Origin of the sequence: uncultured Porphyromonas sp., from assembly GCF_938039215.1 — a bacterium.
Taxonomy (GTDB): domain Bacteria; phylum Bacteroidota; class Bacteroidia; order Bacteroidales; family Porphyromonadaceae; genus Porphyromonas.
The window spans coordinates 68,464-80,844 of record NZ_CALHVI010000005.1 but is presented as its reverse complement, the minus strand read 5'-3'; the positions used below and the strand labels follow the sequence as shown (position 1 = coordinate 80,844).

The following is a 12,381-nucleotide window of genomic DNA, read 5'->3' as shown; positions in this document are numbered from 1 at the left end:
TTCACGCTCGAAACGTATACGTTTTCACCGCCAAACGTATACGTTTTGCTCGCAAGACCTATACGTTGCGGGCAGGAAGGGTATACGCTGGCTCGAAGGAGCGCCTTACTGCGGGGTGGACGGAAGGAACTTGCTTGCTTCGATAAGCATTCTTCCCGTACCTTTGCAGACAAGTAAACGTGCTCCGTGAGCCCTATGAACAAACGACCTGCCTTGCTCCTCATCCTCCTCTCGCTGGGGATCATCCTGACCTTCATCCTCGACATCATGTGGGGAAGCGTCTCCATACCCGTCCGTGAGGTCATCGACACCCTTCTCGGACGCGGTGGCGAACATACCAGCAGCTACGTCATCCTCCACTTCCGCCTGCCCAAGGCCTTGACCTCGCTCGTTGCTGGGGCAGGTATCGCTATCGCAGGGCTACAGATGCAGACGCTCTTCCGTAATCCCCTTGCGGATACCTCGATCCTCGGGATCAATAGCGGGGCGGGCGTCGGCGTGGCGATCTACACCATGGCCTACACGCTCATCCCAGGGCTTGCCTCTACGGGGATGGTCAATAGCTGGGGGATCATCCTCTCGGCTTGTATCGGAGCGATGGCCGTCCTCTTGCTGATCTCCGCCGTGGCGAGTCGCCTACAGGACATCATCTCCGTGCTGATCGTCGGGGTGATGGTCGGCTTCCTCGCCAGCAGCGTCATCTCCATACTTCAGTACTTCAGTTCGGAGGAGACCCTCAAGACCTACCTCCTCTGGTCCTTCGGCAGTGTCTCCACGACGACCTGGCGACAGCTCTCGCTCCTTCTCCCCATCGTCGGGGTGGGGCTCTTCCTCTCCCTCCTCATGCCGAAGCAGATGAATGCCCTGAACCTCGGGGAGAACTATGCCCGCTCCGTGGGAACGAACATTCGTCTGGTGCGTCGCTCGCTCATCCTCATCACCAGCCTCATCACGGGGTGCATCACCGCCTTCACCGGCCCTATTGCCTTCCTTGGGATGGCGGTACCGCACTTTGTCCGTCTGCTCTTCCGCACGGCCGATCATCGCATACTCATCCCTGCGACGATGCTCTCGGGTTCGCTCCTTCTGCTGGTGTGCGATATCCTAACCCAAGCCCCAGGGCATCAGTTCGTCCTACCGATCAATGCCATCACTTCGCTACTGGGTGCGCCCGTCGTCATCCTTGTAGTCCTCGGGGCAAGCCACAAGAACCAGATCTTCCGCTAAGATGAACCTTCCCCCTACGATCCAGCTACACGATCTCTCCACGGGTTACCGCTCCCGCCGTGAGGAGAAGGTCATCTCTCGGCACCTTGAGCTAGCTATCGCCCCAGGCGAAGTGGTTATGCTCATGGGACCCAACGGGAGCGGTAAGTCGACGCTCATGCACACCATGGCGGGGCTCCTTCCTCCTCTGTCGGGAGAAGTCATCATCTCGGGTAAGCCCCTCTCCAGCCTCAAGATGAAGGAGCTGGCTCGGCTACTGAGCCTCGTACTCACGGAGCGCATCCCTGCGGGCAACATGGCCATCTCAGACATTGTCGCCGTCGGACGCTACCCTTATACGGGCTTCCGTGGTAGCCTCCGCCCCGAAGACAAGGTCGTCATCCATGAAGCCCTCAGAGCCTGTCACCTCGACGGCATGCAGGAGCGTCTCTATTCGACCCTCAGTGATGGGGAGAAGCAACGAGTGATGATTGCCCGTGCCTTAGCCCAAGAGACTCCGCTCATCCTCCTCGATGAGCCGACGGCGCACCTTGACCTACCCTCTCGGCTCGAAGTCACAACGATGCTCCGCTCCCTTGCCCGCAGTCTCGGGAAAAGCATACTTATATCTACGCATGAGCTTGACCTAGCTCTGGGGTGGGCAGACACCATCTGGCTCATGGATCGGGCAGGGGAGATCGTCTCAGCTGTCCCCGAAGACTTGATCCTCGACGGACATATCGAACGTGTCTTCGGCGCACCGACCCTCAGCTACAATAGGGAGCGTGGGGAATTCTCCATCCGACAGAGCGGAGGAAGGAAGATCTGCCTTCGAGGCGAAGGGCTTCGCTACATCTGGACGAGCCGTGCCCTACAGCGCCTCGGCTACGAAGTCACCGCCAGCACGGGAGCTTATCCCGAGGTAGAGCTCACCGAAGGAGCATGGGAGCTCGTCCTTCCTTCGGGTGCAAGATCAGTCTACCCTTCGATCACGAAGCTCCTCGGGGGCCTGCCTTAGAGAAACCCGCTTTCCTACAAGAGATCGCACTAAACGACTACTCCCCCACGACTCAGCACTGAGTCGTGGGGGAGTAGTCGTTTGTAGGGATAGAGGGAAGACTAATTCTTCTTGCGCTTCTTCACGAGGCGACGCACGTAGTCGAAGGTCAGCATCAGACCTGTCAGCGAAGTGACAAGGCCGATCAGCATGAAGGTCCACATAGCGATCGTCCACGCACCTGGGGTATTGACGAGGAAGGTGAACTGTAGGCGGTGGAACTTCATGAACATCCAAGCATCGATCCGCTCATTGTCGGCATACATGTGGAAGGAGCCTGTCTTCGGATCGACGTAGTATGTATGATGATCCTTCGTATCTATAGCTACTCGCCATACGGGAAGCGGGCGCTTCCCTGCTCGATGGATATAGTAGGTATCGTATTTGGTCAGGAAGTCCGTCACGTAGTGGTGCTGAGCACCGAAGACCGAACGTAGCTCATGAAGGATCTCCGTACTATCGAGGCTCAGGAGCTTAGGCTCGGTGCTACGGGCATCATAGTAATGAGCGTCCTTCCCACCTTCAGCTCTTAGGATGGGGATCCCACCCAGCGAAGTGAAGGAGAGCGAACGAAGCTCAGGTTCGCCGAGACGGAGGGTAGTGAGGTCGGTCTTATACTCGCCGAGAGCAAGGGTCTTGCCCTCTAGGCGATCGACGGGATAATCCTTGGTCTCCGTGCGAGGATAGTGCACCACCGAGAGCAAGCCCGTCAGTACCCAAGCGATGATGAGCACCCCGCCGACCGTGCCGAAGAAATGGTGCCACTGATAGCGCTTGCGTGGGAAGGGGGAGAAGAGCTTCTTAGCCTTCTTCTTGGCACGGGTACGGTAGTGGACGATCCCTAGGTAGAAGCCTGTCAAAGCCATGAACGTACCGAACGCCCCGATGACAATGATGATCCAGCGCCAGAGCTCTACCTGCGAACGGATATAAGTGAAGTAGATCCAGTGGGGGATAGCACCTACCCATGACCAGAGGCGCTCACTGCGGGTCGACTCTTGGAGTACCTCTCCCGTCACGCTAGACACATAGACTTCGTGCCCTGTGCCCCCAGTGAGGTGTAGGCGGTAGAAGGGGAGATCATCCCGAAGGCGAGCAAAGGGTGTCCACTGGTCGAGGTCATCGAGGGTGTCGATGCGCTCGATACGCTGATCCCAGCGCCCTGCTATGCTCTCTAGATAAGCCCGATCCAGCACAAGAGCGTGGAGGCTATCACCGTCGAAGGCGAGCTCACGGCGCTCTCCCTCCTCGGGACTTACGATGAGGCGAGCACGAGGATCGGCATAGGTACCTCCCGTGAGCTCCAGCCCTTCGAGGGGAAGGGTATCCAGCGCCTGAGAGGCGAGGACTGTACGGAGGCTATCGACCGAAGGGAGTGCTTCGGGTAGGCGTGCGCTATGCTTCAGCTCCTCAGCCCCCGAGTACTTGGGGTACTTGTGATAGATGAGGACGAGGCCCGAGATGAACCAAGCGACGAAGAAGATACTGAGCACCGCTCCGAGGAAGCGATGCGTCTTGGTCATGAAGCTTTTGAACGTCATAGTTGTAGGAGATGGCAGAGGAGGAGCTCACACTCGCCCCCTAGAGTCTGTAATAGGAGAAGCCCCTGGATCCCGAGGCCACGAAGGGCACCTAGGATTCAGGGGCTTCTAGAGGTGTGAAGGTCGGAGTGGCTTAGCCGTTGACCTTAGCCATGTGAGCTACGAGGTCGAGGACCTTGTTGGAGTAACCGATTTCGTTGTCGTACCAGCTGACGAGCTTGACGAACTTGTCGGTCAGAGCGATACCTGCCTTAGCGTCGAAGATAGACGTGCGGGTGTCGCCGAGGAAGTCGCTAGATACGACATCTTCGTCGGTGTAGCCGAGGATACCCTTGAGTTCACCTTCGGAAGCCTTCTTGATAGCTTCGCAGATCTCAGCGTAGCTAGCGGGCTTAGCGAGGTTGACGGTGAGGTCAACGACAGATACATCGAGGGTAGGGACACGGAAGCTCATACCGGTGAGCTTGCCATTGAGTTCGGGGATGACCTTACCTACAGCCTTAGCAGCACCCGTAGAAGAAGGGATGATGTTGCCAGCAGCAGCACGGCCACCACGCCAGTCCTTGACAGAAGGACCGTCAACCGTCTTCTGGGTAGCGGTGGTAGCGTGTACGGTGGTCATGAGACCGTCGGTGATACCGAAGTTGTCGTGAAGTACCTTAGCAAGAGGAGCAAGGCAGTTCGTGGTGCAAGAAGCGTTGGATACGAACTGCGTACCCTTGACGTACTTGTCGGTGTTGACACCGCAGACGAACATAGGGGTGTCGTCCTTAGAAGGAGCAGACATCACGACGTACTTAGCACCAGCGTCGATGTGGCCCTGAGCCTTGTCCTTAGAGAGGAAGAGACCGGTAGATTCGACGACGTATTCAGCGCCGATTTCGCTCCACTTGAGGTCTGCAGGGTTACGCTCAGCCGTGACACGGATAGTCTTACCGTTGACGACGAGGTTACCGTCCTTGACTTCTACCGTACCGTCGAAGCGGCCGTGCATCGTGTCGTACTTGAGCATGTAAGCCATGTACTCTGCATCGAGGAGGTCATTGATACCTACGATCTCGATATCGCTACGCTTCTGGGCAGCACGGAAGACAAAACGGCCGATACGTCCGAAGCCGTTGATACCTACTTTAATCATCTTATTATTTCGTTTCGTTAAACTGATTTTCCTTTATCTGGTGGGTGCCGAGGTGTTCCCTTGGATGGAGGATTGTCCTCAACGCTACAAAATTACAGAAATTTATCCACACGAGCGACGCACTTCCGTAAATTCTTTCAGAAGCCCGTCTTTCCGCCCTATTTTACCCCCGCCACCTACCCTCCTGATGGACCGCGAAGGAGGGCTCCAAGCAGGGCTTCTGAGCCCGAGAAAAATTCGCCGAAAAACCGCTCTTTTTTCGCCTCTCGATCGGCGAACTTCCGACCCTCGCAAAGTCGCTTACAATAAGGCTTTGCGAGGGGTCACGAAGAGCATCCACCGACGAGGCCGAAAAAAACCTACTGTGGGTCGCCTTACCGACCCACGGTAGGTCGTGATGACGACCCACAGTAGGTTTTTTCGGCGACCTACCGTAGGTCGCTCTGAGGGGGTAGCTCAGGCATTTCGTGTAACTTTGCATCGTCGTGGCGGAAGGCTATACCTCCCTTCACCAGCTACGGCTCATTCACCCCCGCCCTAGATATGGGCTATAAACAAAAAGACCGCTTTGAATTACATCTTCAACTTGGACATGAAGGTCCGTGACTACGAATGCGACCTTCAGGGCGTAGTGAACAACGCCAACTACCAGCACTACATGGAGCACACACGTCATGAATTCCTCGAAAGCCTCGGTGCCAACTTCGGCCAGATGCACGAGGACGGCCTCGATGCCTTCGTCACCAAGGTCACCATCTCCTACAAGAAGAGCCTGCGCAGTGGCGACAGCTTCCGCTCCGCCATTCGCTGCTCGATGCGTGCCCCTAAGCTCATCTTCCATCAGGATATCCTTCATCTGGACGGCACACTAGCTGCCCGTGGCGAAGTCGAATGTGTCGTCGTCGATCACGGCCGCCTCACCCGTGGGGAGTTCTTCGCTGAGCTCCTCAAGGATGTCCTCTCCCCCGAAGGGAAGTAAGCCCCTCCTCACTCCTCCATCCCCTAGATACTATGGCAAAGAAAATCGCTGAGACCCCTCTGATGAAGCAGTACCTGGAGCTCAAGGGTAAGCACCCCGATGCGATCCTACTCTTTCGGGTCGGTGACTTCTATGAGACCTTCAGCGATGATGCCATCGCTGCCGCCGAGATCCTGGGGATCACCCTCACTCGCCGAGCCAATGGTTCGGCGATGCACATCGAGCTGGCGGGCTTCCCCCACCATGCCCTAGACAGCTACCTTCCCAAGCTCGTGCGTGCAGGTCGCCGTGTGGCCATCTGTGATCAGCTCGAGGATCCCAAGCTGACGAAGAAGCTCGTCAAGCGAGGTATCACCGAGCTCGTCACCCCAGGAGTCGTCCTCGGGGACAACGTGCTACGAAGCAAGGAGAACAACTATCTAGCAGCCGTCTACCTTCCCTCTGGGGAACAGGGTCCAGGGAGCATCGCCTTCCTCGACATCTCTACGGGTGAATTTGTCGTCTCCGAGGGAAGCCCCGAGCATCTAGAGAAGCTCCTGAGCTCCTACCAGCCCAAGGAAGTGCTCGTCGAGCGAAGCTGTCGCAGCCTCCTCGACCGCCTCTTCTCCTACCGAGGCTTCGTCTTCGAAGTCGAGGACTGGAGCTTCGCCGTCGAGAACAATCGCCGCAAGCTCACCGCCCACTTCGGCCTGCAGAGCCTCAAGGGGCTAGGCCTCGAGCAGCGCCCTGCCTCCATCGCCGTCGCAGGGGCTATCCTTAACTATCTAGAGCTGACGAGCCACACCGAGCTCGGGCACATCACTACCCTTCGGAGCATCGACCGTCTGAGCTACATGCGCCTAGACAGCTTCACCCTCCGAAGCCTTGAGATCCTAGCTCCGATGAACCGAGAGGAAGGGAAAAGCCTCCTCGACATCATCGACCGCACGGAGACCGCCATGGGGGGACGACTCCTCAGACACTGGCTCTCCTTCCCGCTGATCGACCTCGGCGAGATCCATCGCCGTCAGCGTATCGTCGGTGACCTCACACGAGGGCATGAGCTCCGCCGCACCTTCACCGAACTCCTCCTAGGCATCGGAGACCTTGAGCGCCTTGCTTCAAAGGCCGCCGTCGGACGCATCTCTCCTCGTGAAGTGCGCCAGCTAGCCGTCTCCCTCCGACAGATCAATCAGCTCGGAGCCCTTGCCTCCAGCTCCGACTCCACGGACCTAGCCCAGCTGGCTACCCGTCTTGCCCCTACCGAAGAGCTCATCGCCGACATCGAGCATACCCTCACCGAAGAGCCCCCTTCAGCCCTCGGCCGAGGTGCTACCATAGCCTCAGGCATCAACCCTGAGCTCGACGAACTACGTCAGCTCTCCACCCACGGCAAGGACTATCTCCTTCAGCTCCAGCGGCGAGAGAGCGAGCGCACCGGCATCACTTCGCTCAAGGTCGCCTTCAACAATGTCTTCGGCTACTATGTGGAGGTTCGCTCCACACACAAGGATAAGGTACCCGAGGACTGGACTCGTAAGCAGACTCTGGTCAATGCAGAGCGCTACATCTTCCCCGAACTGAAGGAATACGAGGAGAAGATCCTAGGTGCCGAAGAGCGTATCGCTAGCCTCGAGAGCCGACTCTATGCTGATCTCCTCGTGCGTCTATCCCGCTTCATCCGTGCCCTCCAGCAGAATGCCCGCATCATCGCCGAGGTAGACTGCCTCACCGCCCTCGCCGAGGTCGCCGTGCGTGATCGCTATGCTTGCCCCGTCGTCGATGATGGTCTCGCCATCGACATCCGTGCAGGGCGACACCCCGTCATCGAGCAGCAGCTCCCCTTCGGACAGAGCTATGTGCCCAACGATGTACACCTCGACGAAGACGAGACGCAGATCATGGTCATCACAGGGCCCAACATGAGTGGTAAGTCCGCCCTCCTACGCCAGACAGCTCTGATCATCCTGCTCGCTCAGATCGGCTCGTTCGTGCCCGCTGAAGCTGCTCACCTAGGGCTCACCGATGGGATCTTCACCCGTGTAGGAGCTTCGGACAATATCTCACGTGGCGAATCCACCTTCATGGTCGAGATGCAGGAGGCTTCCAGCATCCTCAATGCCCTTACCCCACGCTCCCTCGTCCTCTTCGACGAGCTCGGTCGTGGGACGAGCACCTACGACGGGATCTCGATAGCTTGGGCGATCATCGAGTACCTCCATGACAATCCCCATGGTCGCCCCAAGACGCTCTTTGCCACACACTACCATGAGCTCAACGACCTCGAAGCTCGCCTTCCCCGAGTGAAGAACTACAATGTCTCCGCCCGAGAGATCGAAGGGAAGATGCTCTTCCTTCGCAAGCTCGTACGGGGCGGGAGCGAACATAGCTTCGGGATCCAAGTAGCCCGCCTCGGAGGGATGCCTCAGAGCATCACGACTAGAGCCTCCGAGATCCTTACCCAGCTCGAGTCCGCTCATATCCATGAGGTCACAGGCCTCGGACAAGAGGTACAGGTTAGCCGAGCTGAAGCCCCCAAGACCCTGCCCACCGAACAGATCTCTACGGGGGTACAGATGAGCTTCTTCCAGCTCGATGATCCCGTACTCTCCGATATCCGTGAGCGTCTACTCTCCGTACAGATCGACAGCCTCACACCACTCGAAGCGCTGAACAAGCTGAGTGAGATCCAGAGCCTTCTGAAGACTCCCTAATCCTAGCTTCTACCTTCCCATCAAGTGCTACTCTGCGCCTCTTTTCGAGGCATAGAGTAGTGGGTGTGTACACTCTGTTTATTCGCTTTTTTCAGTAACTTTCGGGAGCATTTTAGTAGTTTCTTAACCTAAGAGCAGGCAGAGTATCGCCAGATAGATGTACTCTATCGCCATGCGCCGGAGAGACTCAACATATTTCGATAGAGATTACATATCTTTGCTGAAACTCTCTGAGGAGTGTATGGAAGAAGTTCGTGTAGACAAATGGCTCTGGGCCGTACGTATATTCAAGACCCGCTCTATAGCGACAGATGCCTGCAAGAAAGGTCGTGTCAGCATAGGGGGGACGAGCGTCAAGCCCTCTCGTCTCGTGCAGCGAGGAGAAGTCATCTCCGTCCGCAAACCTCCGATAGAGTACTCCTTCCGTGTGCTTGACCTCTTGGGTCACCGAGTGGGCGCCAAGCTCGTGCCCCAGTATATGGAGAATGTCACACCTCAGTCTCAGTATGAGATCCTTGAGCTCCAGCGTATCTCTGGCTTCGTCGACCGAGCTAAAGGCCTAGGTCGACCTACAAAAAAAGATCGCCGTGATCTCGATCAATTCGCAGAAGATCTTCCCGAGGATCTAGACTTCTTCGACTGGGACGAGGATTGGGACTGATGCTCCCCCACATCATATATTCGTGGGAAAGCTCAGCAACGACAAACAACAAATCACAACCATAGGATGAGAATCAAAGACCAAATCTCTCTACGTAAGATCGCCGATGAGTACATCATGATCGTGGGCTCTGGAGACAGCTTGGACTATACACAGGCCGTCAGCCTCAACGATAGTGCTGCCTATCTCATAGAGAGCGTACGAGGGAAGGACTTCACCCTAGAGGACTGGGTAGAACTCCTCACTAGTCGCTATGAAGTAAGCGGGGAGCAGGCACGCGCCGACATCGAACTCCTCGTCCAGATGCTCAAGGAAACAGAGATCATCTATTGAGTACTACCTCTACGCTCTCCCGTGACGAGGAGCTTTTCCTAGAGCTCCTGAGCTGTGCCTTACACAGCGAGCTTCCTAGACCTGAGTTATTCGCAGGCCTAGAGGAGAAGTCGTGGCGTAGGATCCACCGACTGGCGACCTCACATGCCGTGCCCGCCTTCGTCGGAGACCGGATCCTCACCTTGCCAAAGGGCTCCCTGCCCAACCGCAACATGTGCCTGATGATCTTCTCGGAGATCGAGCTGACCCGACGGGCAAACACCTACCTGATCGGTACCCTAGGCAAGCTCTCCAAGCTCTACGAAGATGCAGGTCTCCCCTTCATCCTCCTCAAGGGGCTGAGCCTAGGTCAGTACTATCCCGATCCATCCCTACGCTCTGGTGGTGACCTAGATGTACTCTTCACATCCAATAGCGACTACGAGCGAGCGAACGACCTACTGACCCAGCAGGGCTTCCACCTCCACGATGACTCAGAGGTGCGCTATGGACACACGGCCTTCTCCTATGGTCGTACCGTCATCGAGAACCATGCTCGAGCAGTCTTCTTCGACCACAAGCGCCACAATAGGACCTTCGACAAGCTACTCCGTGAAGCCATAGAGTCAAGAACTCTTCTCCCCCTATCCCTCGGAGACTACACCGTGCATACGCTCCCCAATGAGCTCAATGTCGTCTATGTCTTCATCCACCTCTTCTTCCATTGGCTTCATTGGGGGGTAGGCTTCCGTCAGTTCAGTGACTGGCTTCTGCTGATGACCCGACTGAAGGATCAGCTCGACAAGGAGAAGATCCTCTCCTATGCTCGTGACCTAGATATCCTCTATCCGATGCAGCTCTTTGCCCAAGCTGCGATCCGTCACCTTCGTGTCTCCCCAAGCATCTTCCCCTTCCCTCTGCTGGAGCGGGAGGATCCCAATACCGACCAAGTGATGCTCGATGTCCTCTACAGTGGCAACTTCGGCTTCGCTCAGCGCCCCGGCAAGTCCCAGAACGTGTGGGTATCCAACTGGCGTAAGCTTGTCTTCAAAGCCCGCCGATCACGCCGTCTCTATTCCATTACCCCCATCCATGCCTCCCGCATCATCTGGGGCTCGGTCTTGGGGCATCTCTTGCTCCTCGTACGCCATCGGAGATGATCGACCTAGTACGCTTCATCCTAAGAGGACACAAGTGGGGGATCATCTTGATCATCCTCTTCGGTCTGGGGACCGTCGCCACTAACCTGGTCTTCATCTGGCTCTCGAAGTGCGTCATCGACATCGCAGCACATCAGAGAGACGGCTCCATACACACCTTCTCGATAGCTCTAGTCGTGACACTCGGGCTACAGGTACTCTTCCGTGTCATCTCGGTGCGCCTGACGAACTATACCGGCGCCAAGATGAGCAATGCCGTACAATCCAAAGTCTTCTCCCACCTCCTCTACTCTCGCTGGTCTAGCCTCGGGCAGATGCACAGCGGGGACATGGTCCTGCGCATGCTCAAGGATACAGATGGATTGGTCACCTTCTTTGTCTCTTCGCTCCCAACAGCCTTCCTTGCAGCAGCTCAGCTCGTAGGGGCATTGTGCTTGCTCTACTACTTCAGTCCGACACTGGCCCTAATCCTTGGGGTAGGGATGCCTCTACTTGCGATCTTCAGCAAGGTGTACTACAAGCGCATGCGTCACTATACCGATGAGATGAAGCAAGCGGAGAGTGAGATCACAGCACAGATCCAAGAGACGCTGCTCAACCAGACTGTCATCCGCACCTTCGAGCGTCAGGCTACCTCCATCGACCATCTGCTGATGCGCCAAGGGAAGTACCTCCGTGCGGTGAAGCGCCAGACTCTTGTCTCGGTCTTTGCGAACCTCATCATGCAAGGGGCCTTCTCCAGCGGCTATATCGTTGCCTTCCTCTGGAGCGCACGTGGTCTCTATGGTGGGACGATCACCTTCGGGCTGATGACCTCCTTCCTTCAGCTCGTGGCACGCATACAGTCTCCACTGACTACACTCATCGGGATACTCCCCTCGCTCATTGCTTCGAAGTCTTCCCTTGACCGTCTGGTGAACCTCCTTGAGTTCAAGACTGAGCTCACGGGGCGCAGGGTACAGCTCACTGGTCCCATCCATCTTGAGGTCAAGGATATGAGCTTCCGCTATGGTGAAGAGGAAAGGTGGATCTACCAGAACTTCTCCCTAGAAGCCTCCTCGGGAGAGATGATCGCTCTGATGGGGCGCACGGGAGCGGGTAAGACGACTCTACTGCGTCTCCTCCTTGGGTTAGTCCCACCGACACAAGGGTCAATCAGCCTCTCTTCAGCGACGGGCTCTTACCCAGTGAATGAGGTCACTCGAGGCAACTTCGTCTATGTACCTCAAGGCGGATCCCTCTTCAGTGGTACCGTCCGTGAGAACCTCCTCATCGGGGACGAAGATGCGACAGATGCCGACCTCAAGCGCGTACTACGCCTAGCGGTAGCAGACTTTGTCTTCGATCTCCCCAAGGGGCTAGACACGCTCATCGGGGAGCGAGGTCTGGGGCTCTCCGAAGGGCAAGCACAGCGTATCGCCATCGCTCGTGCTCTACTGCGTCCTGGGAAGATCCTCCTGCTGGACGAAGCGACCTCAGCCCTAGACCAAGATACCGAAGCTCAGTTCCTCCAATACCTACGAGCTCATGCCTCCGATAGGCTTGTGATCTTCATCACGCATCATCCAGATGTAGCGGCCCAATGTGACCGCACGCTCCACCTCTAGCGAACCTACGGAGGGTTCTCCCTATTT

At 56.7% G+C, this 12,381-nt stretch carries 10 protein-coding genes; 8 read left to right on the top strand and 2 right to left on the bottom strand.

Annotated elements, in window-relative coordinates; translation table 11 throughout:
* The first annotated feature begins 195 nt into the window (after nt 1-195).
* Both Q0336_RS00885 and Q0336_RS00880 read left to right on the top strand, forming a co-directional pair.
* Nucleotides 196-1,227 carry an iron ABC transporter permease gene (locus tag Q0336_RS00885; protein ID WP_298524409.1) on the top strand — a complete coding sequence of 344 codons (1,032 nt, stop codon included), beginning with the start codon at nt 196-198 and terminating at the stop codon, nt 1,225-1,227.
* Nucleotide 1,228: 1 nt separating this feature from the next.
* The gene (locus Q0336_RS00880; protein ID WP_298524405.1) at nt 1,229-2,224 is read left to right on the top strand and encodes an ABC transporter ATP-binding protein; all 996 of its coding nucleotides are present in this window, start codon (nt 1,229-1,231) and stop codon (nt 2,222-2,224) included.
* A 101-nt stretch (nt 2,225-2,325) separates the two neighbouring features.
* On the opposite strand, the gene Q0336_RS00875 is transcribed toward Q0336_RS00880, so the two are convergent.
* Both Q0336_RS00875 and gap read right to left on the bottom strand, forming a co-directional pair.
* The gene (locus Q0336_RS00875; protein ID WP_298524402.1) at nt 2,326-3,786 is read right to left on the bottom strand and encodes a PepSY domain-containing protein; all 1,461 of its coding nucleotides are present in this window, start codon (nt 3,784-3,786) and stop codon (nt 2,326-2,328) included.
* A gap of 151 nt (nt 3,787-3,937) precedes the next feature.
* Nucleotides 3,938-4,942 carry a type I glyceraldehyde-3-phosphate dehydrogenase gene (gene gap / locus Q0336_RS00870; protein ID WP_021667644.1) on the bottom strand — a complete coding sequence of 335 codons (1,005 nt, stop codon included), beginning with the start codon at nt 4,940-4,942 and terminating at the stop codon, nt 3,938-3,940.
* 592 nt (nt 4,943-5,534) lie between these two features.
* Here gap and Q0336_RS00865 point away from each other — a divergent pair.
* The 6 genes from Q0336_RS00865 (at nt 5,535) to Q0336_RS00840 (ending at nt 12,354) form a co-directional block, all read left to right on the top strand.
* Nucleotides 5,535-5,921: an acyl-CoA thioesterase gene (locus tag Q0336_RS00865; protein ID WP_298524424.1), complete on the top strand. Its 387-nt coding sequence runs from the start codon at nt 5,535-5,537 to the stop codon at nt 5,919-5,921.
* 32 nt (nt 5,922-5,953) lie between these two features.
* Complete coding sequence (mutS, locus tag Q0336_RS00860; protein ID WP_298524398.1) at nt 5,954-8,614, top strand: DNA mismatch repair protein MutS; 2,661 nt, start codon at nt 5,954-5,956, stop codon at nt 8,612-8,614.
* Nucleotides 8,615-8,855: 241 nt separating this feature from the next.
* Nucleotides 8,856-9,275 carry an RNA-binding S4 domain-containing protein gene (locus tag Q0336_RS00855; RefSeq protein WP_298524395.1) on the top strand — a complete coding sequence of 140 codons (420 nt, stop codon included), beginning with the start codon at nt 8,856-8,858 and terminating at the stop codon, nt 9,273-9,275.
* 66 nt (nt 9,276-9,341) lie between these two features.
* Nucleotides 9,342-9,608, top strand: a complete 267-nt coding sequence (locus Q0336_RS00850) for a PqqD family protein (RefSeq protein WP_298524392.1) — start codon at nt 9,342-9,344, stop codon at nt 9,606-9,608.
* Nucleotides 9,605-10,747 (top strand): nucleotidyltransferase family protein, encoded by a 1,143-nt coding sequence (locus Q0336_RS00845; protein WP_298524388.1) that lies wholly within the window; start codon nt 9,605-9,607, stop codon nt 10,745-10,747. Before Q0336_RS00850 ends, Q0336_RS00845 begins: the two co-directional genes overlap by 4 nt.
* On the top strand, nt 10,744-12,354 hold the full coding sequence (locus Q0336_RS00840; RefSeq protein ID WP_298524385.1) for an ABC transporter ATP-binding protein: 1,611 nt from the start codon (nt 10,744-10,746) through the stop codon (nt 12,352-12,354). Before Q0336_RS00845 ends, Q0336_RS00840 begins: the two co-directional genes overlap by 4 nt.
* The last annotated feature ends 27 nt before the right edge of the window (nt 12,355-12,381 follow it).